Annotated in this window: 22 protein-coding genes; 18 read left to right on the forward strand and 4 right to left on the reverse strand. The window is 37.8% G+C overall.

Annotated features, from left to right (window positions below; translation table 11 throughout):
• Positions 1-12 precede the first annotated feature (12 nt).
• Positions 13-3,237: a carbamoyl-phosphate synthase large subunit gene (carB, locus tag G468_RS0100635; protein ID WP_026821437.1), complete on the forward strand. Its 3,225-nt coding sequence runs from the start codon at positions 13-15 to the stop codon at positions 3,235-3,237.
• A 74-nt stretch (positions 3,238-3,311) separates the two neighbouring features.
• On the opposite strand, the gene G468_RS0100640 is transcribed toward carB, so the two are convergent.
• Positions 3,312-3,968 carry a DedA family protein gene (locus G468_RS0100640; protein WP_026821438.1) on the reverse strand — a complete coding sequence of 219 codons (657 nt, stop codon included), beginning with the start codon at positions 3,966-3,968 and terminating at the stop codon, positions 3,312-3,314.
• 404 nt (positions 3,969-4,372) lie between these two features.
• Here G468_RS0100640 and exbB point away from each other — a divergent pair, with 404 nt between their 5' ends.
• Entirely contained in the window at positions 4,373-5,311 is a 939-nt protein-coding gene (gene exbB / locus G468_RS19355; RefSeq protein WP_034249135.1) for a tonB-system energizer ExbB, read from the forward strand.
• A gap of 6 nt (positions 5,312-5,317) precedes the next feature.
• Entirely contained in the window at positions 5,318-5,749 is a 432-nt protein-coding gene (gene exbD, locus G468_RS0100650) for a TonB system transport protein ExbD (protein ID WP_026821440.1), read from the forward strand.
• 1,148 nt (positions 5,750-6,897) lie between these two features.
• Here the strand turns inward: exbD and rdgC are convergent.
• Positions 6,898-7,806: a recombination-associated protein RdgC gene (gene rdgC / locus G468_RS0100655; protein ID WP_026821441.1), complete on the reverse strand. Its 909-nt coding sequence runs from the start codon at positions 7,804-7,806 to the stop codon at positions 6,898-6,900.
• Between the two features lie 613 nt (positions 7,807-8,419).
• Between rdgC and G468_RS0100660 the strand changes: the two genes are divergently transcribed.
• Complete coding sequence (locus tag G468_RS0100660; RefSeq protein WP_051296897.1) at positions 8,420-9,592, forward strand: porin; 1,173 nt, start codon at positions 8,420-8,422, stop codon at positions 9,590-9,592.
• A 265-nt stretch (positions 9,593-9,857) separates the two neighbouring features.
• On the opposite strand, the gene G468_RS0100665 is transcribed toward G468_RS0100660, so the two are convergent.
• The gene (locus tag G468_RS0100665; RefSeq protein WP_026821443.1) at positions 9,858-10,466 is read right to left on the reverse strand and encodes a nitroreductase family protein; all 609 of its coding nucleotides are present in this window, start codon (positions 10,464-10,466) and stop codon (positions 9,858-9,860) included.
• A gap of 276 nt (positions 10,467-10,742) precedes the next feature.
• On the opposite strand from G468_RS0100665, the gene phoB reads away from it, so the two are divergent.
• The 3 genes from phoB (at position 10,743) to brnQ (ending at position 14,451) form a co-directional block, all read left to right on the forward strand.
• Positions 10,743-11,432 (forward strand): phosphate regulon transcriptional regulator PhoB, encoded by a 690-nt coding sequence (gene phoB, locus G468_RS0100670; RefSeq protein ID WP_026821444.1) that lies wholly within the window; start codon positions 10,743-10,745, stop codon positions 11,430-11,432.
• 25 nt (positions 11,433-11,457) lie between these two features.
• Positions 11,458-12,765 (forward strand): phosphate regulon sensor histidine kinase PhoR, encoded by a 1,308-nt coding sequence (phoR, locus tag G468_RS0100675; RefSeq protein WP_026821445.1) that lies wholly within the window; start codon positions 11,458-11,460, stop codon positions 12,763-12,765.
• A 375-nt stretch (positions 12,766-13,140) separates the two neighbouring features.
• Positions 13,141-14,451 (forward strand): branched-chain amino acid transport system II carrier protein, encoded by a 1,311-nt coding sequence (gene brnQ / locus G468_RS0100680; protein ID WP_026821446.1) that lies wholly within the window; start codon positions 13,141-13,143, stop codon positions 14,449-14,451.
• Between the two features lie 70 nt (positions 14,452-14,521).
• Here the strand turns inward: brnQ and G468_RS0100685 are convergent, their stop codons facing one another.
• Positions 14,522-15,130 (reverse strand): acyl carrier protein phosphodiesterase, encoded by a 609-nt coding sequence (locus G468_RS0100685; RefSeq protein ID WP_026821447.1) that lies wholly within the window; start codon positions 15,128-15,130, stop codon positions 14,522-14,524.
• A 107-nt stretch (positions 15,131-15,237) separates the two neighbouring features.
• Here G468_RS0100685 and queA point away from each other — a divergent pair, with 107 nt between their 5' ends.
• The 11 genes from queA to pgpA all read left to right on the forward strand — a co-directional run bounded on the left by queA (position 15,238) and on the right by pgpA (position 25,155).
• Positions 15,238-16,296 carry a tRNA preQ1(34) S-adenosylmethionine ribosyltransferase-isomerase QueA gene (gene queA, locus G468_RS0100690; protein ID WP_026821448.1) on the forward strand — a complete coding sequence of 353 codons (1,059 nt, stop codon included), beginning with the start codon at positions 15,238-15,240 and terminating at the stop codon, positions 16,294-16,296.
• Between the two features lie 100 nt (positions 16,297-16,396).
• Positions 16,397-17,515 carry a tRNA guanosine(34) transglycosylase Tgt gene (gene tgt, locus G468_RS0100695; protein WP_026821449.1) on the forward strand — a complete coding sequence of 373 codons (1,119 nt, stop codon included), beginning with the start codon at positions 16,397-16,399 and terminating at the stop codon, positions 17,513-17,515.
• A 107-nt stretch (positions 17,516-17,622) separates the two neighbouring features.
• Positions 17,623-17,955: a preprotein translocase subunit YajC gene (gene yajC / locus G468_RS0100700; protein WP_026821450.1), complete on the forward strand. Its 333-nt coding sequence runs from the start codon at positions 17,623-17,625 to the stop codon at positions 17,953-17,955.
• A gap of 27 nt (positions 17,956-17,982) precedes the next feature.
• Positions 17,983-19,830, forward strand: coding sequence for a protein translocase subunit SecD (gene secD / locus G468_RS0100705; protein WP_026821451.1), 1,848 nt, complete (start codon positions 17,983-17,985; stop codon positions 19,828-19,830).
• A gap of 11 nt (positions 19,831-19,841) precedes the next feature.
• Positions 19,842-20,810: a protein translocase subunit SecF gene (gene secF, locus G468_RS0100710; RefSeq protein ID WP_026821452.1), complete on the forward strand. Its 969-nt coding sequence runs from the start codon at positions 19,842-19,844 to the stop codon at positions 20,808-20,810.
• Positions 20,811-20,915: 105 nt separating this feature from the next.
• Positions 20,916-21,365, forward strand: coding sequence for a transcriptional regulator NrdR (gene nrdR / locus G468_RS0100715; RefSeq protein WP_026821453.1), 450 nt, complete (start codon positions 20,916-20,918; stop codon positions 21,363-21,365).
• 8 nt (positions 21,366-21,373) lie between these two features.
• Positions 21,374-22,483, forward strand: a complete 1,110-nt coding sequence (ribD, locus tag G468_RS0100720) for a bifunctional diaminohydroxyphosphoribosylaminopyrimidine deaminase/5-amino-6-(5-phosphoribosylamino)uracil reductase RibD (RefSeq protein ID WP_026821454.1) — start codon at positions 21,374-21,376, stop codon at positions 22,481-22,483.
• Positions 22,484-22,675: 192 nt separating this feature from the next.
• On the forward strand, positions 22,676-23,146 hold the full coding sequence (gene ribH / locus G468_RS0100725) for a 6,7-dimethyl-8-ribityllumazine synthase (protein WP_026821455.1): 471 nt from the start codon (positions 22,676-22,678) through the stop codon (positions 23,144-23,146).
• Positions 23,147-23,169: 23 nt separating this feature from the next.
• A complete protein-coding gene (gene nusB / locus G468_RS0100730) occupies positions 23,170-23,583 on the forward strand; it encodes a transcription antitermination factor NusB (RefSeq protein WP_026821456.1) in 414 nt (137 codons plus the stop codon).
• 98 nt (positions 23,584-23,681) lie between these two features.
• A complete protein-coding gene (thiL, locus tag G468_RS0100735; protein WP_026821457.1) occupies positions 23,682-24,671 on the forward strand; it encodes a thiamine-phosphate kinase in 990 nt (329 codons plus the stop codon).
• The gene (gene pgpA / locus G468_RS0100740) at positions 24,664-25,155 is read left to right on the forward strand and encodes a phosphatidylglycerophosphatase A (RefSeq protein WP_026821458.1); all 492 of its coding nucleotides are present in this window, start codon (positions 24,664-24,666) and stop codon (positions 25,153-25,155) included. The genes thiL and pgpA overlap by 8 nt, the downstream gene beginning before the upstream one ends.
• Positions 25,156-25,219: the final 64 nt, after the last annotated feature.

A 25,219-nucleotide genomic window follows, 5' to 3' on the forward strand; every position in this document is an offset into this window, starting at 1 on the left:
CAGGAGCAAAAAATGGCAAAGCGTACAGATATTAAAAGTATCCTGATTTTAGGTGCGGGTCCTATTGTTATTGGCCAAGCTTGTGAATTTGATTACTCTGGAGCACAAGCATGTAAAGCACTCCGTGAAGAGGGTTATCGCGTTATTTTAGTCAATTCCAATCCAGCGACAATTATGACAGATCCCGAACTCGCAGATGCTACTTATATTGAGCCGATTCAGTGGGAAGTGGTACGCAAAATTATTGAAAAAGAGCGTCCTGATGCGATTTTACCTACAATGGGTGGACAAACAGCTTTAAACTGTGCTTTAGAATTAGAGCGTAAAGGGGTATTAAACGAATTTGCAGTTACCATGATTGGCGCAACGGCCGATGCCATTGATAAGGCAGAAGATCGTCAACGGTTTGATAAAGCAATGAAGAAAATCGGCCTTGAAACTGCACGTTCAGGAATTGCCCATTCCCTAGAAGAAGCGCTAGAGGTGGTAGAGAAAGTAGGCTTCCCCTGTATTATTCGTCCTTCATTTACTATGGGCGGTTCGGGCGGCGGTATTGCTTATAACCGTGAAGAGTTTGAAGATATTTGTCTGACCGGTTTAGATCTTTCACCGACCAATGAATTATTGATAGATGAATCGTTGATTGGTTGGAAAGAGTATGAAATGGAAGTGGTTCGTGATAAGAATGATAATTGTATCATCATATGTTCTATCGAAAATGTCGATGCGATGGGGATTCATACGGGAGATTCTATCACTGTCGCGCCTGCTCAAACATTAACCGATAAAGAATATCAAATTATGCGCAATGCATCGATGGCTGTGTTGCGAGAAATTGGTGTAGAAACCGGTGGTTCAAATGTTCAATTTGCCGTAAATCCTAAAACTGGTCGCTTAATTGTTATTGAAATGAATCCCCGGGTATCACGTTCTTCGGCCTTAGCATCTAAAGCAACCGGTTTTCCTATTGCTAAGGTTGCCGCAAAACTTGCGGTAGGTTATACGCTTGATGAATTAATGAATGATATTACCGGAGGACGCACACCCGCTTCTTTTGAACCTTCTATTGATTATGTCGTGACTAAGATCCCGCGTTTTAACTTTGAAAAATTCCCGGGTAGTAATGATCGTCTGACAACTCAGATGAAATCTGTTGGTGAGGTAATGGCTATTGGGCGAACTTTTCAAGAATCTATGCAAAAAGCATTGCGTGGATTAGAAGTCGCCGCAACGGGTTTTGATCCAAAAGTAGATTTAGATGAATTCGACTCGTTAACCAAAATTCGTCGTGAATTGAAAGACGCTGGTGCTGAACGTATCTGGTATATAGCCGATGCATTTCGCGCAGGAATGTCGGTGGATGGTGTGTTTAATCTAACTAATATCGATCGTTGGTTCTTGGTACAGATTGAAGAACTGGTTCGTTTAGAGGAGAAGGTTACTGAGTTTGGCATTAATGGATTGTCAGCGGGGTTTTTGCGGCGATTGAAACGAAAAGGTTTTGCGGATATTCGTTTAGCTAAATTAGTCGGTGTTTCTGAAGCTGAAATTCGTAAATTACGGCATAAATATAAACTGCATCCTGTTTTTAAACGAGTTGATACTTGTGCGGCAGAATTTGCTACAGATACCGCTTATCTCTATTCCACTTATGAAGATGAATGTGAAGCCAATCCTGACAATACTCAATCTAAGATTATGGTACTAGGTGGTGGACCTAACCGCATCGGTCAAGGCATTGAATTTGATTATTGTTGTGTTCATGCTGCGTTGGCGTTACGTGAAGATGGCTATCAAACAATAATGGTAAACTGTAATCCAGAAACAGTTTCTACCGATTATGATACTTCTGATCGTCTCTATTTTGAACCAGTAACATTAGAAGATGTATTAGAAATAGTTAGGATTGAACAGCCTGAAGGTGTCATTGTGCAGTATGGTGGCCAGACACCATTAAAATTAGCGCTTGCTTTAGAAGAAGCGGGCGTTCCTATTATTGGCACTAGCCCAGATGCGATTGATCGAGCTGAAGATCGTGAGCGTTTTCAACAAGCAGTGGCCCGTTTAGGACTGAAACAACCAGAAAACGCCACGGTTACCACTATTGAACAGGCGATAGAAAAGGCTCATAGTATTGGTTACCCCTTAGTTGTACGTCCTTCTTATGTTTTAGGTGGTCGGGCAATGGAGATTGTCTACGATGAAACTGACTTACGACGGTACTTTCAGACCGCGGTGAGTGTTTCCAATGATGCGCCAGTTTTACTCGATCATTTTCTGGATGATGCCATTGAGGTTGATGTCGATGCTATCTGTGATGGGGAAACCGTTTTAATTGGTGGTATTATGGAGCATATTGAACAAGCTGGCGTTCACTCCGGTGATTCTGCCTGTTCCTTGCCACCTTATACCTTGAGTCAGAATATACAGAATGTCATGCGTGAGCAGGTAAAAAAGCTGGCCTTTGAACTACGTGTTCGAGGATTAGTGAATGTGCAATTTGCCGTTAAAGATAATGAAGTTTATTTAATCGAAGTAAATCCGCGTGCTGCACGTACAGTGCCTTTTGTATCAAAAGCAACAGGCATAGCACTGGCAAAAGTAGCCGCTCGCGTCATGGTCGGACAATCTTTAGAGAAACAGGGTGTAACCAAAGAAATTATTCCACCTTACTATTCGGTTAAAGAAGTCGTATTGCCATTTAATAAATTCCCTGGTGTTGATCCTATTTTGGGACCAGAAATGCGTTCTACCGGTGAAGTTATGGGTATAGGTCGTACTTTTGCCGAAGCATTTGCTAAAGCCATGTTTGGTTGTTCTTCTACGATGAAAAAATCCGGGCGGGCATTACTCTCTGTAAGAGAAAATGATAAAGCCAAGGTGGTTGATTTAGCGGCTAAATTAATTGAGCATGGTTTTGAGTTAGATGCAACTCATGGCACGGCAATTGTATTGGGTGAGGCAGGAATTAACCCGCGTTTAGTTAATAAAGTTCATGAGGGGCGCCCTCATATTCAGGATAGAATAAAAAATGGTGAATACAGTTATATTGTCAATACAACCGCAGGTCGTCGTGCAATAGAAGATTCGAAGCTTATTCGTCGTAGCGCATTACAATATAAAGTAAATTATGATACCACTATTAATGGCGGCTTTGCGACAGCGATTTCCCTCAATGCTGATCCTACAGAGCAGGTAATCTCTGTCCAAGAGATGCATAAAATGATCCGACATTAACGATTACTCGCTATTTGCAATGGCCCTACTCGAAGGGCCATTTTCTTATTATGCTTTAATAAAACCCATGATATTTATTTGTTTTTTTTATGTTTCCAATATACGACAAGTGAGCCGATGAATCCGCTAATGAGAAGCAGTATAGGTAAGAATATTAAAATATTCATGACAATATTTTCGTGGCGTTTGATAAAAGGAATTTGATTTATTGAGTAACCTAGAGAAACAATGATCCCAATCCATAATAGGCCGCTAAGCCAATTGAATAATTGAAAGCGGCGGTGGTTTAAGGTCGAAAGTCCGGCTAAAACCGGCAATAGTGTGCGAACAAAAGCTAAAAAACGACCGATCAAAAGCGCATATAAGCCTTGGTTATTGAATAATCGGTTTGCACGATCGTAATACTCTTGTGGGATCTGTTTTAACCATTGTTTTATTATATTCGTATCGCTAAGCCATCGCCCCTGTAAAAAACCTAACCAGCAACCTAGGCTAGCGGCAACAGTTAAAATAATAATTGTCGGAATAAAGGAAAGAACACCTTTTGCAATTAAAGCACCGGAAAGAATAAGTAGCGTATCTCCTGGCAGAAATGCTGCAGGAAGAATACCATTTTCTAATACGATAATGGTAAAAAGTACTGCATAAATAATCCATAAAATATCGGGATTAATTAGTTTAGTAAAATCATGATGCCAAATTGCCATCACGATTTCATTGAGAACTTGCATAGCTTACCCTGTTAATAACAACCAATGAAGAACCGATATAGTTGCCAGTTTACCTTAAAAAGCTGGATTATGTTGAATTTATTCACGCGTTTAGTATAAAAGCAAGTTGAATAAAAAGTGTCTATCTCAGAGAAAAGAATATTAAAAATGGGAAATGTCTGTTGTGGCCACTTGTTATTAGAACAAGTCAAATTGCAGCAAACTTATTGATAACAAGTAAATAAATAAAAAATTCATCAAATAGTAATGATAATTACTATCAAATGATTTAATGTCTGGTATGATCAGTAAGTTTTACATAATGTAAGTGTGGTAAAAAAAGATTTACTACGAATAGACTAGCTGGCATAGGATATGATCAGCTAAAAGATCGCGTTAAATAACAGAAGAGTGATAGCCAACTGATGCGTAAATTGATAGCTTCTATTTTATTGGCAATAAGTTTGATAAATATAACATTCGCCGAGACAAATCTGGCAGACCTGTCTGAGCAGTCTCTGCCTGTTAATATACCTAATCAGCAAGATATATCCATTGCAAATTCACTTCCAACGACTTCAGCTAATGAAGTGCAAGCAAGTGAGAAAGATTTTGCCACTGAAAAAAATTTAGCGGCGCTACAACAGGAACCTAATTTATTAACTGCACAACGAGGATTTGATCAAGATCTTTCGATTTGGAGTATGTATCAGCATGCTGACATGGTTGTGAAAGCAGTCATGCTAGGATTAATTGTTGCTTCAATCATTACTTGGGCTCTGTTTTTCTCAAAAGGCATTGAAATGATTGGAGCATATCGACAGCTACAAAAAGAACAGCAAAAATTATCTAAAGTAAAATCACTTGATGATGCGATAGGAATTGCTGCAACATTTAAAAAAAATAGTGTTACTCGAAAATTATATGATGAAGTTGTGGCGGAAAAAACATTATCAGCCGGTAGTCATGATTTAAATGGAACCAAAGATCGTGCCAGTTTTCGCCTTGAAAGAGCTGTTGCTTCAATTAGTCGTTACATGGGGCGAGGTAATGGTTATTTAGCAACGATAGGGGCAATTTCCCCCTTCATTGGTTTATTTGGTACAGTCTGGGGAATTATGAATAGCTTTATTGGTATAGCCCACTCTCAAACGACTAATTTAGCTGTTGTTGCGCCTGGCATAGCAGAAGCTTTGTTAGCCACGGCAATAGGGCTGGTAGCCGCGATACCAGCAGTGGTTATCTATAATTTATTTGCGCGCATGATTAATACTTATCGAGGTCAACTGGGCGATGTAGCTGCTCAGGCTACGGTATTATTAGGTAGAGATTTGGATTTAGCTGATAGTAATAAAAAAAGGTAAGTGCTTATGGCGATCCGTTTAAACGATGATTTAAATGATAATGGTGAAATGCATGAAATTAATGTTACACCATTTATTGATGTAATGCTGGTTTTACTAATTATTTTCATGGTTGCGTCACCTTTAGCGACAGTTGATATTAAAGTTAATTTACCGGCTTCTACAGCTAAACCTCAACCTAGACCGGAAAAACCGTTATTTTTAACTGTGAAAGCTAATGGTCTAATGTATGTTGGAGAGCAAAATGTCTCGCAGGAACAATTGGCATCAGCATTGGATCAGATAACCGGTACAAACAATAAAGAAACCACTATTTTTTTTCAAGCAGATAAAACAGTAAATTATGAAAGGATTATGGATGTAATGAACTTATTACGTAAATCTGGTTACCTTAAAGTGGGATTAGTTGGCATGGAGATGTCACAGAGTACAAAATAGTGTATTGCTAATATTGTCAAAACTGGGTAATTAAATACCCAGTTTCGATTCAATTACATTAGTAATAAATCAATAGTGTAATATTTTTTATATTTAATAACCATATTAATAGTATTGTTATCAAATAATACAATTCATGATTTCAAATTTGTTAATATTACAAAATAATAAGCTATCACATGAAATTAAAATATAATAATAAAAAACTTATATTTATATTTCACATGATTTCTGGTTATTAATTTCATTTTTTTAACTATTAAGTTAGGCGTAAGTGTTCGTAAGTTTTTTATTCATCTAAATGGTCGACTTCCATTTATAATTTATATGAACATGGTGAATATATTTAAGTATAATGAGTTTAATGTAAGCTATAATCACCTACAAAAATTAAGGTAATTTAATTTGGTTGTGAGTTTACAAAATAATTTAACAAAAAATACTTGCATCAAAATAGAGTTTAATTATAGCATAATTATGCTAAATATTAGATAATGTGTTATTAATATTGTAGATAATTACTATTGAGTAGAATAACTGTATTTATAAATCATTTGGATAATTAATATAGTTATGTCTGCAATGAAATTATATCTAATAAACATAGTTATTTTCTCATCTGGCTATGATTTAAAGCAATTTTAGTATTTTTAATGGGCTGATTTTTCAATAACTACATACAGCAAAGTATATTAATAATATTTAACTACAGTAATATTAACGTTATCTAGCTAAGATAACGTTTTTTTTAGTCTATTCAGTATTTCTCATATAAAAATCGATATTTCAATTATCTATTTAGTAAATAATAAAATTTATTTTTGCTTCTTAATTTTTTTCTTATTGATTTTAATCCAATTCTTAGTTGAATATAACTGAAACTGCTATTGCTATAAATTTTTAGTGATAAAAAACTAATCTAATTATGATGAACCATAAATTATAGTTTAAAAAATTTTGTAATAAAAAATATAAGTTATTACTAATAATTATATTTTCTTCATTTAGACAAGCAGAAGGATAGAAATATGGATTTATATATCATTCCAGTCTGGGGGAGAGGGTAAATTTATCTAGCCGATAAAATAAAGCTGGCGATTAAAAATCGCCATTCTGAATGGTTTGATCATATTACCAAGTCAAGCTAATTAAATGTTAGTTTCAGCACCTAAAACATCAATTAGGGATTTTATCAGGGCACTAATTTCGTTTGTCATCAAGATATAATCGGCATCAAAGCGTTGGGCAAAATCTGTTTTATCAATATCGTCATTTTGTTCTTTTATCAGATCACTAAATTTTAGTCTTTTAATTGTTCCGTCGTCCAAAAGAATAAATTGAATACGCTCTTCCCATTCTAATGCTAACTTTGTTACTCGTTTTTTAGCTTCAATAAGGGCGATAATTTCATCACAGAGTAAATCTTGTTTTTTACAACGAATCACGCCATCTTCTTCAATGGGGGCTTTTAATTCCGCTTCATCCAGTAAACTAAATCCATTAGCAGCTTTGCCCGAGCGTACCCACTCCGTTAAAGTTAATTCGATTGGTTTTTGATAACTTAAAGGTACAACGGGAAGCGAGCCTAATGTTTTACGTAAAAATGCCAGATTATCTTCAGCGCGTTTAGTGCTTGCGGCATCTACGATAATTAGATTATTGATTATATCTAACCAGATATAAGTATGACTGATTTTGCTAAAAGCTCTGGGTAAAAGTGTATGAAGCACTTCATCTTTCAATGGATCTTTTTCGCTTTTTTTCAGTTTTCGCGCTTGAGAGGTTTCCAGCTTTTTAATTTTAGCTTCTAATTCTTGTTTGATAACCTGTGCTGGCAGGATCTTTTCTTCTTTTTTGGCACAAAGCAGGATATGATTATTCGCCGTATGGATTAAAGTTTCACCAAGCGATCCCATCGGTGAGGTCCAGCCTATTTTCATGATATCTTGGCTTGTGCATGGGCGATAAGCCAGTGTGGCAAGTTGTTTTTCAAGCTCATCTACGGATAATGTGAATTCCCGTTTTAAACGGTAGATCATTAAATTTTTAAACCACATTTCAAGGCTTCCTCGTTATTCCTAATTCAAAAAATCGGGGATATAATAACGGATCATATCCTGCGGCCCTAGTTTTCAATCGCTATTTTTACTGATTGAGTCAGTTTTAGTAGATTTTATCCATTTTACATATGTCATTTTTATCTTAAATTATCATTTTTTTCCATGGAAAATTAATTTTAAAATATAGGTAAATATTCTGTCATTCATTATTTTTTAATAAACGTTTTATTGTTAGCTGCTGATTTTAATAATCAATTAAAAAACACTATAAATAATATCTTATTTTTTTATTAAATTATTAAATAAAATTTCCTAGAGGATTCTATAGCAAGAAATAGAATATAAAAATGAGATTATTTTTGCCATGAAAATAATTTTTTTATTGTATGCTTAAATTTAATTTATTATTAACTTGCTGATTTTATAGGCTTGTTTTGTAATTTTTGAGGAGGTTGATTTTTAATAAATAATTTTATTCATTTTATAAAATTATTTCTATTTATCATTTCATTATAATTTTCTAATTACCTTAAAGCAAGGGAATTTATTTTATTATTTGGAATTAATATTTTTCAATTATTTTGTTTAGCATAAATTACTGGGTGTTTTTATGGCAAGAAAATTAAAACCCATCATAACATTTATTGCTACTATATCTTTAGCAGAGATTACACAGGCAACAAGTATTTATGATGATCAATATACACGTTTTGATATTTATGGGCAGATTAGATTAATAAATAGTTGGGATACTGAAAAGAATAAAGCCATTATTGGCGATGATGGTAGCCGTATTGGTTTATTTGCTGAGCATAAATTACCTCATGAAGTTAAAGTATTTGGTAATATTGAATTAGGTTTAGATACGCAAAAGTCGAATAGTAATAATCCTAACAGCCAATTTCAACTCTATAATCGAGTTGGTTATGTTGGTATTTCCCATGCAGAGTATGGAAAAGTTCAACTTGGCCGTACTTATGTTCCTATTGATTCGGTTGCTAAATCTAATTTAGGTTATAACAATACAGGTGTGCTCTATTTTGCTGATGTATTGAGTCGTAATACCGGTATATCCTCCGGTTATGTAAAGCAAGAAAATGGTAATACTATCTATCGTGGTACTGGACAGGATATTTTTACCCTACGTTTGCCCCATACTATTTACTTAGAAACCCCTTTATTTAAAGGCGTTAAGTTTGCAGGCAGTTATTCTAGACCCTCAGAAGGTAGTGCTGAGCGTGATCACAGTGATATTCTTCATGCTTATTCATTGGGTATTTTTTATCAGAACGCTTTAGGTTTCGAACTGGCAACAGGTTGGGCCGAAGCGGTGGGTGAAAAAAATCAAACAGGAAAAAAACCGCAAGACAATATGTTTGCATTGGGTGTCAAATATATTTTTCCTGATAAAACTGTTTCAATTGGGATCGATTATGGTCGATTACAATCAACGAATGTTGTAGTCGCTGGAAAAACACTGACGCCAACATCGGTGACAGGGAAATGGTCGGCTCATCTCTACAGTATTGGTGCAAAATGGCACTGGCCTGAATCTGATACAGGTTTATATGCCGGTTATGGACTAAGAGCGGGCGATAAAAGAACCTTTGATTATACAAAGCAGACTTATACATTAGGTGTAGATAAAGACTTTGCAGTAATGAAAAGTAAGCAATTACTTTTATATATGGAAATGGCATATAACCACCTTCATAGTAAGAATCAAGCTTACGAAAAAGATAATTGGTTTTTGGTTGAAACAGGTTTGCGCTTCTTTTTCTAACCATCCCTATAAATATTCACCCTTATGGATTGTAGCGATTTAGTCTATTACATAAAGGTAAAAATATAATAACAACAGCCATTTTGGCTGTTATTTTTTATGTTCGCTTCAATGGCTAACATCAAGATATTTGGTAAACTTTATCTTATTAATTTATGCCTTGTTGGTATAAGAAAGGCACAAAAACGTATTGCATTTTGCTACGCTAATGCCAGCTTACTCATAGTTTAACTATTGGACAAAATAAATTTTGCCGCAAGTTGAATCAATTTTCACCAAAGACTTTGAAGCGAATGTCATCGTTAATATAGGTTTTTTCATTGGCCTGTTGTTTAATTGCACCAAAGACTAATTGAGCGCGTAATTTCCACGAGCTTGGGATCTTCCAACTAGCATGCACTTTTTCATCAATAAGGGGATTGTAGTGTTGCAGTGATGCGCCCACCTTTTCTTGTGCCAGGCTAGCCCAAACCGCATATTGTGCCATCCCGCTACTTTGTTCAGACCAAACCGGAAAATTATCGGCATAAAGTGGAAATTTTTGCTGTAATTCTTTGATAACATTTTGTTCTTCAAAAAATAAAATCGTACCAGCGCCGGCAGCAAAGCTATCGATTTTTTTCTCTGTCGTAGTAAAAATCTCTTTAGCAACAATTTCTTTTAGTGTTTCTTTGGTAATATTGTGCCACAGTTTTTTATGTTCATCGCCAAATAGAATAACCCCACGCGATGTTTGAGAATTAAATGAAGAAGGCGCTTCTTTGACGGCTTCTTTAACTAATGTGATAAGTTTTTCTTGAGAGATAGGTAATGAGCTATCTATATTATAAATAGTTCTTCTTTCTTTCATCATTTCAATAAATTTGTTTGGCATTATATTCTCCTTATATTAATAAGGTCATGAATTAATTGTATGCAGACAGGTTATTGATAACTATAAACGGACTGATAAAAAATCATAGATAAAAAATTTAATCATATAGTTCAAAAATTCAGTTATTAATTAATTTTGTGAATTACATATCAGTTCTCATCTTAAGTCTAAAAATTTGTAACTTAACAAAATTGGCGACAATATTTCATTAAATGGTCATAAATATGAAATAATAGTACCGACTAATTTGATAATGAAATAATGATAGGATCAATCATGGTAAGACGTATTCTGGTCGTCGAAGATGAAACCGCGATTCGTGAGATGGTTTGCTTTGTATTAGAACAGAATGGATTCCAAACCGTTGAGGCTGATGATTATGATTCAGCAATCGCGCAGCTTATAGAGCCTTATCCTGCACTCATCTTGCTAGATTGGATGATCCCAGGTGGTTCGGGTATCCAGCTCATTGCGCATATGAAACGCGATCAACTAACCCGAAATATTCCGATTATGATGTTAACCGCAAGGGGAGAAGAAGAAGATCGGGTGCGAGGGTTAGAAATTGGGGCAGATGATTATCTTACTAAACCTTTTTCACCGAAAGAGCTGATTGCTAGGGTAAACGCAATTTTACGCCGTGTTTCTGCTATGGCTAGCGACAATGTTATTGAAATGAACGGATTGAAGTTAGATCCGGCGTCTCATAGGGTAATGAGCGATGCAACGTCGATAGAAATGGGACCGACAGAATATAAATTATTGTATTTTTTTATGACTCATCCAGAACGAGTCTATAACCGTGAGCAATTATTAAATTATGTTTGGGGTGTAAATGTTTATATCGAGGATCGTACAGTCGATGTGCATATTCGTCGTTTACGTAAAGCACTTGCGGTAGGTGGCCATGAAAAAATGATCCAGACCGTTCGAGGTACAGGCTACCGTTTCTCTGTCCGTTATTGATTGCTGTTTATAAGGAAAAGTCGACGTGCTTGAACGTTTGTCGTGGAAAAAATTAGTGGTTGTTCTGGTTTTATTCTGTTTACCGGCATGTGGATTATCACTTTTTATTGGTCATCTTTCTTGGCTGCTCGTGATTTCACTATTAGAGGCTTTATGTTGGCATAGTTATCATTTACTGAAATTATCCGATTGGCTTTGGCTTGAACGCCGTTTACTGCCACCCACTGGAAAAGGTGTTTGGGAGCCGATTTTTTATGGTATTTATCAGTTACAACAACGTAATCGTAAACGCCGGCGTGAATTGGTTCAGATTATTAGGCGGTTTCGTAGTGGCGCAGAATCTTTACCTGATGCTGTAATTATTATGACCGCAGAAGGTAATATTGTTTGGTGTAATCGTTTAGCTGAATATTTATTAGGTTTTCGTTGGCCGGAAGATAGCGGACAATCTATTTTCAATTTACTGCGTTATCCTGATTTTAACCGCTATTTTATTGTGGCCGACTATTCCGTGCCATTTACGATAGCGTTAAATAACGGTGCGATGGTTGAATTTCAAATTATGTCTTATGTTGATGAGCAATTATTGATGGTTGCAAGAGACATAACGGAAAAGGAGAAATTAGAAAAATTACGTGGCGAATTTTTTGCTAATGTTAATCATGAATTACATACACCGTTGACCGTTTTGCAAGGTTACCTGGAAATTATGGATGAGCAAACCGATAGTCATTCGACTAACAAAAAAGCCTTACACTCAATGCGTGAACAAGTGGCACGCATGGATAATCTGATTAAACAATTACTCCAGCTTTCCCGCATTGAAATAGCACCGCATATTAATTTGAATGAACAGGTCAATATTCCGGCAATGCTAAACATAATAAAACAGGATGTAATGAATTTAAGCCTGGCAAAGCATGAAATTATTTTTGATGTGGATAAAAAATTGCAAGTTTATGGTAACGAAGAGCAGCTGAGAAGTGCTATTTCAAATCTTATTTATAATGCGATTAACCATACACCAGTTGGAACATCCATTCACATTTGTTGGCAACATATTAAGCAGGGAGCACTTTTTTCTATTCGCGATAATGGACCGGGCATTGCTTTAGCGCATTTGCCGCGTTTAACGGAACGTTTTTATCGCGCAGAAAAATCGCGTTCACGCCGAATGGGGGGCGGTAGCGGATTAGGATTGGCTATTGTTAAACATGCATTAATACACCACCATTCCCAATTAAATATTGCAAGTCAATTGGGTAAGGGATCGGTGTTTAGTTTTATTTTACCGTCTAGTTTAGTTGTAACAACAAAAAATGGACAAAATTAAATTTCATATGCTGAATTTGGGTTAAAAAAATTTAGTCAAATAATGCATTGCATGATTAGATGTCAGTATTGATTGAATTTTGTACAAATCATATAACGTATATTGAGTAAACACTAAAACCAATCACTAAATAAAAAATTTATTTCAGATTTTTATTCTGCTTTTTCGTTTTACTATTGCCTTTTATCATTATAAAAGTTTTACTTGTAGTCTGTTATTGGCGTATTTTTCTGTTTTTATCAAATTTATCAGATTAATTAAATAGATATTTTACTGATTAAAAATTAGCAGCGATTACCGTCAATAAATAAAAAGTGGTTTAGGTTTTAGTTCTACTTAAGCTGGATGATAAATAACAACAAATTAACAACAATTATGGCATATCGTTTAACATCGAGAGATATTTTAGCGTTAGGGTTTATGACCTTTGCGTTATTTGTAGGAGCAGGAAATATTATTTTTCCTCCTATGGTTGGATTGCAAGCTGGTGAGCAAGTATGGATAGCGGCAGCCGGATTCCTGCTAACAGGTGTTGGTTTGCCTGTTATTGCTGTTATCGCGCTAGCAAAAGTAGGTGGCGGCATCGAACAACTCAGTGCGCCGATTGGTAAATCTGCTGGGTTATTGTTAGCTATTGTCGCCTATTTATCGGTCGGGCCATTATTTGCGACACCTCGTACCGCAACAGTTTCTTATGAAGTCGGAATTGCCCCATTAGTTGGAGGAGTTTCATCGCTTTCATTGTTTATTTATAGCCTAATTTATTTTGCTATTGTGATAACTATTTCACTTTATCCAGGACGATTGCTCGATAGCGTAGGACATATCTTAGCGCCAATAAAAATGATTGCACTTGCTATTTTGGGCATTGCTGCGTTACTTTGGCCAGCAGGTGAACCTATTATGTCAACGCCATCCTACAAAGAAATGGCTTTTTCTAATGGTTTTATTAATGGTTATCTAACTATGGATACCCTAGGTGCCATGGTTTTTGGCATTGTTATTGTTAATGCTGCTCGCTCACGAGGCGTTGAAAATTCTGCTCTTCTAACCCGTTATACCATGTGGGCTGGATTAATTGCCGGCGTGCTATTAACGTTGGTTTATGTTTCACTGTTTAAACTGGGTGAGAATAGCGGCTCGTTATTGCCTAATGCCAGCAATGGCGCTGATATTTTGCATGTCTATGTGCAACATACTTTCGGTAATTATGGTAGTTTTTTCTTAGGGGTACTGATTTTTGTTGCTTGTATGGTAACGGCAGTTGGACTCACTTGTGCTTGTGCTGAATTTTTTGCGCTTTATGTACCGATTTCTTATCGTACATTAGTTTGGATACTTGGTATCTTTTCTATGGTGATCTCGAATTTAGGATTAAGTAAACTGATTGAATTTTCCATTCCAGTATTAATCGCGATTTACCCACCTTGTATTGTATTGATTATGATGAGCTTTACTTTGAAATGGTGGAAATGTGCATCCAGGGTGGTTGCGCCAACCATGCTGGTAAGTCTACTATTTGGTTTGTTAGGTGCGCTGAAATCTTCAGCGCTTTTGCAAACATTCATTCCTGCTATTGCAAAGAAATTACCACTTTATGATCATGATTTAGCCTGGCTGGTACCATCATTAATTGTTTTAGTTTTGTTTGCATTATATGATCGTATTAACACTAAACAACACTGATATATAGTAGTGAGATGCCGGAAGGGTATAATTTAATAGTGACAAACCCTAGTCTTTAATCAGCTAGGGTTTATTTGTTTTCATTTAATAACGTTGTTTTTGCTGTTTGAGTTTTGGCAAAGGTGATCATTTCTGGATAAAATTGCCAAAAGAAACTAGAAAAACGAGAGTAATGCAGAATAAAGTCATCAAAGGAACCGATTAAATTAACCAGTTTAGGCCGTCTGCGCGCCATGCTGTTTAATACATCACTCATGTATTCAGGCTCTGCATAACGAATCAGCCAGTTTTGTGACCATAAATACTCATTTAATTCTTGAAATTTCTCAGGAGTATAATATAAGTTCGGCTCAATTTGCTGGCGCGCATAATGAACAAATTGGGGTAGCGTTTGTTTTGGTTCGATTTGATCCCAGTATAAAGCGAGAAAATGATCCCAAACTAAATCGAGAGTAATTGCGGCGACTCGACGGTATGGTGGCCGAAAAAGTTGCTTCGCATTAATCACAATGGGGTGTTGATCGGTAAATTTATCAACCTGACGATGCATTGTAATCCCGGCCACAACATCCGGTGAATACAAACCATCAGGATTACCGCGAACGAAATCCGCCATTAAATTTCCTAATAAGGAACTTTGAGCTTTTTGAGCTAAATGCAAGTGTGCAAGAAAATTCATAGTGTCATTATAAGTGAATTTTTTAGTTTTCGTGATGCTTATTTGTTGCACTGTCTTTATCGTCGCACTAGACTAGTGCGCTTGTTTTGATCAAATAGTATAAAGAAATGCGTGTCTCTGATTTTGCTTTTAAATTACCTGATGAGTTAATAGCCCATTATCCCTTAGCCAAACGTAGTCATTGCCGGCTACTTTCTTTAGACGGTTCAACTGGTGAACTGGCTCATGGTATTTTTACTGATATTGTTGATAAATTAGAATCCGGGGATCTGCTAGTTTTCAATAATACGCAGGTTATACCGGCGCGTCTTTATGGCCGTAAAATCTCTGGTGGCAAAATTGAAGTACTAATTGAGCGCATGTTAGATCCCCACCGAGTTTTGGCACATGTTCGTGCTTCTAAAGCACCCAAGGTTGGCGCTGAATTATTATTAGGTGATGATGAAAGTGTCAAAGCCATTATGTTGGCAAGACACGATACGCTATTTGAAATTGGTTTTCAGGATAAGCGAGATGTGCTAGCTATCTTAAATGATATTGGCCATATACCATTACCTCCCTACATTGCTCGTCCTGATGAAGAGATTGATAGAACACTTTATCAAACGGTTTATGGCCAACGACCTGGTGCAGTTGCTGCGCCCACGGCAGGATTACATTTTGATCAATCATTACTCGCGGCGCTGCGGCAAAAAGGAGTCGCAATGGCGTTTGTGACACTGCATGTAGGTGCTGGGACATTTCAACCTGTTCGGGTGGAAAATGTTGCTGAACATACCATGCATGCAGAGTATGTTGAAGTATCGCAAGAGGTTGTTGATGCAATATTGGCGTGTAAAGCGAGGGGTAAACGGGTTATTGCGGTTGGCACAACTTCAATTCGATCTTTAGAAAGCGCGGCTTGCGCGTGTAAGGAAGCAATTATTGCTCCCTTCTTTGATGATACTCGAATTTTTATTTATCCAGGCTTTCATTTTCAAATTGTCGATGCATTAATTACTAATTTCCATTTACCTGAATCTACATTAATTATGTTGGTATCTGCTTTTGCTGGTTATCAAAATACGATGAATGCCTACAAAAAAGCAATCGCAGAGAAGTATCGCTTTTTTAGTTATGGTGATGCCATGTTTATCACGCATAATCCTAAGGCAGTGAGTGAATAAGTGGCTGACTAGTTATTAACCTATAATTAACATCATCAATTTAGTTAACTAAATTGATAAATAACACATTGGACTGTTTTTCTGATGTTGGAGAGGCAAAGTGAAATATGAATTACAAACCCAAGATGGCCAAGCTCGCCGAGGTCGTTTGATTTTTGAGCGTGGCATAGTAGAAACGCCTGCTTTTATGCCGGTTGGTACTTATGGCACAGTTAAGGGTATGACGCCGGAAGAAGTTAAACAGACCGGAGCACAAATTCTGTTAGGCAATACTTTCCATTTATGGTTGCGCCCCGGGCAAGAGATAATGAAATTACATGGCGATTTGCATGATTTTATGCAATGGCAAGGACCCATTTTGACTGACTCAGGTGGATTTCAGGTTTTTAGCCTTGGTGCCATGCGTAAAATTAAAGAAGAGGGCGTCGATTTTCGTCATCCAATCAATGGTGAAAGAATTTTCCTTAGTCCTGAAAAATCAATGGAAATTCAGTACGATCTGGGTTCGGATATTGTCATGATTTTTGATGAATGTACGCCTTATCCAGCAGATTGGGAGTATGCTAAAAAGTCGATGGAGATGTCCCTTCGTTGGGCAAAACGTAGTCGTCAACGGTTTGATGAGTTAGCTAATAGAAATGCGCTTTTTGGCATTATACAGGGCAGTGTTTACCCGGATTTACGTGATATATCAGTAAAAGGCCTGATCGAGATTGGTTTTGATGGTTATGCGGTAGGCGGTTTAGCCGTGGGAGAACCGAAAGAGGATATGCACCGTATTTTAGAGCATGTTTGCCCACAAATTCCGCAGAATAAACCACGCTATTTAATGGGCGTAGGTAAACCGGAGGATCTGATTGAAGGGGTTCGTCGCGGTATTGATATGTTTGATTGTGTAATGCCCACCCGTAATGCACGAAATGGCCATTTATTTGTTACTGAAGGGGTAATTAAAATCCGGAATGCTAAATATAAATCGGATACTTCGCCACTAGATGCCCATTGTGACTGCTATACTTGCTCTAACTATAGCCGTGCTTATTTACATCATCTTGACCGCTGTAATGAAATTCTTGGTGCCAGGCTTAATACCTTACACAATTTAAGTTATTATCAACGGCTAATGGCTGAAATTCGACAAGCGATAGAGAAAGGTGAATTTGAGGCTTTTGCGGTAGAGTTTTATCGTCGAATCAATAAATCGATTTCATCAAATTAGAGTATAATTTCAGTCGTGCTAATTGAATCAAATCAGTGTAGGATTTATTGGTTTGGATTAATTTTTTGAGTTAGAAATATAGTTTTAATCACAATGAGGAAATTTTGATGAATTTGTTTATTTCTGATGCAGTCGCTTCAGCTGATGGTCAGACGCAAGGAAACCCATACTCTTTGATCATCATGCTGGTTGTTTTCGGATTGATTTTTTATTTTATGATTTTACGCCCACAGCAGAAGCGAGCTAAAGAGCATAAAAAATTAATGGATTCTATTTCTAAAGGTGATGAGGTTCTAACAACTGGTGGATTAATTGGCCGTGTCACCAAAGTATCTGAAACAGGTTATATTGTTGTCGCATTAAATGACACCAATGAAGTAACCATTAAACGTGATTTCGTTGCTGCTGTACTACCAAAAGGTACAATGAAGTCTATCTAATTTCTGATTTTCCCGAAGGGAATTGCCGTGCTAAATCGTTATCCTTTGTGGAAGTATTTAATGCTGATCGCTGCGTTACTCATCGGTCTGCTGTATGCGCTTCCCAATCTTTATGGAGAAGATCCGGCTGTTCAGATTACTGGCGTGCGGGGAACCGCTGCCAATGAACAGACTATGGATCAGGTTCGCAATATTTTAAAGAAAGAGAAAATCGAAAGTAAATCAATTGTACTGGAAAATGGTGTAATTCTTGCTCGTTTTGATAATCCAGATGTTCAGCTGCATGCACGCGAAACCCTAGTTGCCGGTTTAGGCGAGCAGTATATTGTGGCATTAAATCTGGCACCTGCTACCCCTCATTGGTTAAGGGCATTGGGCGGTGAACCCATGAAATTAGGGTTAGATTTGCGTGGTGGTGTTCACTTCTTAATGGAAGTGGATATAGAAACAGCATTGAGTAAATTACAAGAGCAGAATATGGATGGCCTGCGTAGTGATTTACGTGAAAAAGGGATCCCCTATTCAACGATACGTAAAATAGATAATTACGGCGTTGAGATTCGCTTTCGTGATGATAATGATCGCTCGCAAGCCGAATCTTATTTGACACCACGTTATCGCGATTTAGTTTTTACTACCGGTAACAACAATATATTAACGGCAGTAATGACAGATGAGCGGATCCGTGAAGCGCGTAATTATGCAGTATCACAAAATATTAATATTATCCGTAACCGCGTTAACCAATTAGGTGTTGCCGAACCATTAGTACAACGTCAGGGGGCTTCCCGTATTGTCGTTGAATTACCGGGTATCCAAGATACAGCGCGAGCAAAAGAGATTCTCGGTGCAACTGCAACGCTGGAGTTTCGCTTAGTTAATGTCGGTATAGACAGTTCGGCTATTCAACGTGGTCATATTCCGGGAGATTCTGAGATAAAATATACGCGTGATGGTGAGCCGGTCGTTCTTTATAAACGCGTTATTTTGACAGGCGATCACATTACTGATTCGACATCAGATTTGGATGAAATGGGAAGCCCACAGGTAAGCATTGGTCTGGATAGTGTTGGTGGCTCTATTATGTCTGATTTTACGCGTGATAATCAGGACAAATTGATGGCAACCTTATTTGTTGAATATAAAGATAGCGGGCGAAAAGATGCCAATGGTCGTGCTATTTTGGTAAAAGATGAGAAAGTCATTAATGTCGCCAGAATTTCTGCTCGCTTTGGTAGCAAATTTCGTATTACCGGTATCAGTAATCCAACGGAAGCTCGTCAATTATCTTTATTACTACGCGCTGGTGCATTGATCGCACCTATTCAAATTGTTGAAGAACGCACAATTGGGCCAACATTAGGCTTGCAAAATATTGAGCAAGGCATGAAAGCATCATTAGCTGGTTTGTTAGCTTCTGTGCTATTTATGATCATTTATTATCGCAAATTTGGTCTGATTGCCAGTTCCGCGTTGTTAGCAAACTTGATCCTCATTATGGGGATTATGTCGCTATTACCGGGAGCCACTTTAACCATGCCGGGAATTGCTGGTATTGTTTTAACGCTTGCTGTTGCTGTTGATGCTAATGTATTGATTAATGAACGGATTAAAGAAGAGCTAAAGAATGGTCGTTCTATACAGCAAGCGATACATGAAGGTTATAAAGGGGCATTTTCCAGTATTTTAGACGCGAATTTAACCACTGTGATCACGGCAACCATTTTGTATGCGGTAGGCACCGGCTCGATTAAGGGCTTTGCCATTACTACGGCGATTGGTATTGCCACCTCCATGTTTACTGCCATTGTTGGAACACGAGCTATCGTGAACTTATTGTATGGTGGTAAACGTATTAAAAAGCTGTCTATTTAAGGAGCGTGGTTGTGGCGCAAGATTACACAGTAGAACAGTTAAATCATGGCCGTAAAGTTATCGATTTTATGCGTTGGGATTATTTAGCATTTGGTATCTCAATTGCTTTGTTTATTCTTTCCATTACGGTCATATCATTGAAAGGTTTCAACTGGGGATTAGATTTTACCGGCGGGACTGTTATTGAAATTAATCTCAGTCAACCTGCAGATCTTGATAAAATTAGAGCTAGTTTAGCGAATAATGGCTATCGGGAACCACTGATCCAAAATTTTGGTAGCAGTCGAGATATTATGATCCGGTTGCCTCCTACTGAAGGTGTGGCTGGTCAAGAAATCGGTAAGTCTATTATTTCAGTGATTAACAAAGATGTCGATGAACAAGCAACGATTAAGCGTATCGAGTTTGTTGGGCCGAGTGTTGGTAGTGAATTAGCTCAAACCGGAGCAATGGCACTTTTAGCCGCTTTGATCTGTATTTTGATTTACGTTGGTTTCCGTTTTGAATGGCGCCTAGCTGCCGGAGCGGTAATATCATTAGCTCATGATGTGGTTATTACATTGGGCATTGTGTCACTTTTTCAGATTGAAGTTGATATGACCATTGTTGCTTCATTAATGTCGGTTATTGGTTATTCCTTAAATGACAGCATCGTTGTTTCTGATCGTATTCGCGAAAATTTCCGCAAGATCCGTCGTGGTACATCATACGAAATAGTGAACGTTTCATTAACACAAACATTGAGTCGAACACTTATTACATCAGGAACTTCTTTATTAGTGGTACTAATGCTCTATCTTTTTGGTGGTTCAATACTGAAAGGATTTTCTCTAGTTATGTTAATTGGTGTGACGATTGGAACAGTTTCTTCGATTTATGTTGCTTCTGCTCTAGCATTAAAGATGGGAATGAAACGAGAGCATTTGATCCCTCCTAAAGTGGAAAAAGAGGGAGCAGATCAACATTCTCTGCTGCCTTAAAGGTAAATTTTGTTAACTCGCACCCTGTTAGATTGCGCTAGCAGGGTGTTTTTCATTGATAGCTGAGTTAAACTGAAAAGCCGGACCCTAAAATCAGGAAATTTTATGCATTGCCCATTTTGCACCGCTGTAGATACCAAAGTGATTGATTCACGACTGGTTGGCGATGGTTCGCAGGTTCGTCGTCGTCGACAATGTCTTGAATGTCATGAGCGTTTTACGACTTTTGAAGTGGCTGAATTAGTTATGCCGCGGGTGGTAAAAAGCGATGATGTACGTGAGTCATTTGATGAACACAAACTTAGACGAGGTATGCAAAAAGCATTAGAAAAACGCCCGGTAAGTTCTGATGATGTGGAAACAGCTATTAACAATATAAAATCACAACTTCGCGCAACTGGAGAGCGAGAAATTCCGGCAAAAATGATCGGGAAAATTGTCATGGATGAATTGAAAAAGCTAGATAAAGTGGCTTATATACGCTTTGCTTCGGTTTATCGTAGTTTTGAAGATATTCGTGAATTTGGCGAAGAAATTGCTAAGTTACAGGATTAATAGTAAAAATGACCACGTTTGATAAGCAGTTTATGAGCCGTGCGTTGTCATTGGCCAAGCAGGGACGATTTACTACCTCACCTAACCCAAATGTAGGCTGTGTCATTGTACGTGATGGTGAAGTAGTGGGAGAAGGCTTTCATTGTAAAACAGGTGAAGCGCATGCGGAAATTTATGCTTTACAAATGGCGGGTGAAAAAGCTAACGGAGCAACTGCTTATGTCACATTAGAGCCCTGTAGCCATTATGGTAAAACGCCACCTTGTGCAGATGCGTTAATCAGTGCGGGTATTCAGCGTGTTGTTGTGGCGATGCAAGATCCAAATCCTCAGGTTGCAGGACGGGGTTTACTAAAATTACAGCAGGCTGGTATCGAAGTAATACACGGTTTACTAATTGATGAAGCTGAGCAGTTAAATCAAGGCTTTTTAAAAAGGATGCGAACGGGTTTCCCCTATGTTCAACTTAAATTAGCTGCATCCCTTGATGGGCGAACAGCCCTCGCATCAGGTGAAAGCAAATGGATTACTTCGCCAGCAGCTCGTCAGGATGTACAAAGTTTTAGAGCCCAGGCGAGCGCAATTTTAACCACCAGTGCTACTGTTTTAGCTGATAATCCTGCTTTAAATGTTCGTTGGAAAGATTTCGCGCCTGAACTACAAAATATTTATCCGGAAGAAAGCCTGCGCCAACCAATAAGGATTGTTTTGGATCGCAATAATCAAGTAAAACCAGAACATTTTGTTACAAAATCAGCGGGTGAATGTTGGCTTATTCGCTCGAATCCCATTGCGCAAAATTGGTTTGGTGATGTCAAACAAATAACCATCCCAACCTACGGAAAAGGAATTGATTTAGTTTTGCTGATGATGCAGTTGGCTAAACGTAATATTAATTCAATTTGGGTCGAAAGTGGGCCAACACTTGCCGGTACCTTGTTGACACTAGGATTAGTTGATGAATTGATTGTGTATGTGGCCCCTAAAATTTTAGGTGAAAGCGCTAGAGGATTAATTAATATTCCAGAATTACAAAAATTGAAAGATGCATCTGCGTTTGAATTTATTAATATTGAACTTATTGACATTGATTTACGTTTAACCTTGCGCCCATTGTGATGTCATATTTTCGTTAGCTGGTTAGCTTAATAAAGCATAGTAATATTGTTAAAGTAATATAACCTTTAATTGATTTAATTTAGCGTTCCTAATACCTGTTTTAAAGTTAGCTAAATTCAGCAGCGCAGTATATAAAAGAATATGGTAAAATTGTCGTTTATGTAGAGAATAATTAGCATTTTAAGGAACGCTATGAAGGTAATAAAAGGTACGGTAGCAGCGCCTAAAGCTCGTATAGCAATAGCTATTGCACGTTTTAATCATTTTATCAACAATAGCTTGCTCGAAGGCGCTATAGATACCTTGGAGCGTGTTGGCCAAGTTGCAACAGAAAATATTACGGTTGTTTGGGTACCTGGTGCTTATGAACTGCCATTGACGATTAAAACATTAGTAGAAACGAAAAAATATGATGCAGTCGTTGCTCTTGCTAGTGTCATACGTGGTGCAACTCCACATTTTGACTATGTTGCCGGTGAATGTAGTGCTGGACTTTCGAATGTCGCGATGACAAGTAATATTCCGGTTGCCTTTGGGGTATTAACCACTGAGGATATTGAGCAGGCCATCGAGCGTGCAGGTACGAAAGCGGGGAATAAAGGTGCTGATGCTGCATTAGCGGCGCTGGAAATGGTTAATGTAATTCAGGCCATTAAAGGCTAACTATTTTATTTAAGGGGAATGTTGTGAAACCTGCTGCTCGTCATCGCGCGCGTGAGTGTGCTGTTCAGGCGATTTATTCGTGGCAATTATCGGGTAATAGTATTGCTGATGTTGAAGAGGAGTTCTTAACTGAACAGGATATGTCAAATGTTGATGTGACTTACTTTCGTGAGCTACTTAATGGCGTTTCAACGCATGTGTCGGAACTCGATAAAAAAATGGCTCCTTATCTTTCTCGTCAGCTTGAGGAGCTTGGTCAGGTAGAAAAAGCGGTTTTACGTTTAGCGATGTTTGAACTCTGTTACCGTAATGATGTGCCTTATAAAGTTGCTATTAATGAAGCGATTGAATTAGCAAAAGTTTTTGGTGCCGAGGAGAGTCACAAATTTATCAATGGTGCGCTCGATAAAGTTGTTGTTACTGTGCGTAAGAAGTAACGGTGTTCAGGCTTTTCGAATAATCTGATGTTCATTTTGATTATAAGGTCGTGTGCTAGCCTTATAGCAATCGGAGCATAGTATATTGGAATATTATTATGGTTTGTGGCGAATTTGATATCATCGCGCGTTACTTTAATCGTCAACAGCAAAATCGGCATGACGTTAATATCGGTATTGGTGATGATTGTGCATTGATAACTATACCGGAAAAACAGCAATTAGCGATTACTACCGATACACTAGTTGCGGGCATCCATTTCCTTGATAGTATTTCACCAGAAGATTTGGCCTATAAATCTTTGGCGGTTAATTTAAGTGATTTAGCCGCTATGGGGGCAGATCCTGCATGGGTTTCTCTGGCGTTAACATTGCCACAAATCAATGAAGATTGGCTGGCAAGGTTTAGTTCTAGCCTATTTGAACAGCTTAATTACTATGAAATGCAGCTCATTGGTGGAGATACAACCCGAGGGCCAATGAGTTTAACCTATACTGCCCATGGTTTGATTCCTATCGGGAAATCACTAACACGGTCAGGAGCCTGTAATGGTGATTGGATTTATGTTACCGGAACATTGGGAGATAGTGCCGCAGGTCTTGCGATTTTGCAATCACAGCTGGTTGTTGAAGATGCAAAAGATCGTCATTGGTTAATTCAGCGCCATTTAAGGCCACAGCCGCGTATTTTGCAAGGCCAGGCTTTACGCCATCTTGCTTCTGCGGCGATAGATATTTCTGATGGCTTGATTTCTGATCTTGGCCATATTCTAAAAATTAGTGGCCGTGGCGCTAAAATTAAATTGGATTTTTTACCTTTATCGGATGCCTTACGCAGACATGTTACCTCAGAACAGGCGTTAACCTGGGCGTTAAGCGGTGGAGAAGATTATGAACTGTGCTTTACCGTGCCTGAGATAAACCGGGGTGCATTAGAATCAGCGCTAGCGCATACTGGGGCAAACTTTCATTGTATCGGCCAGATCACACCAGAATCAGAAGGTATCCGTTATTTTCATGGCAATAAGGAGGTCTCACCTGATTTAGCCGGGTTTGATCATTTTATCGAGGAGGCTTGTTATGACTGATGCCAAATCACGTTTAAACTTGTCAAATCCTTGGCATCTATTGGCAACTGGATTTGGTAGTGGTTTATCTCCCATTATTCCTGGCACAATGGGTTCATTAGCGGCTATTCCATTCTGGCTACTAATGTATTGGCTATTACCGGTTTGGTTATGTTGGTTGATTATTTTATTGGGTTTTGCTGTTGGCATTGTTATTTGTCAACGGACATCCGATGATATGCAAGTTCACGACCACGGTAGTATTGTGTGGGATGAATTTATTGGCATGTGGATGACCCTCATGGCAATACCATTAGTTAATTGGCAATGGGTATTGATCGCGTTTGTGCTTTTCCGCTTTTTTGACATGTTAAAACCTTGGCCTATTGGTTGGTTTGATCGGCAAGTAGGTGGAGGCTTTGGTATTATGTTAGATGATATCATCGCGGCTATTTTTGCTATTGCTATCGTGGCTGCCCTTGCGCACTGGTTACCCGCATTATAATGTCAGTGAGTTACTGAAAATCAAAAGCGATCGGTAAACCGCCGCTTTTGATTTTTCAACCTAT

The sequence above is a fragment of the Arsenophonus nasoniae DSM 15247 genome, from assembly GCF_000429565.1.
In the GTDB taxonomy this organism is placed as follows: Bacteria; Pseudomonadota; Gammaproteobacteria; order Enterobacterales; family Enterobacteriaceae; genus Arsenophonus; species Arsenophonus nasoniae.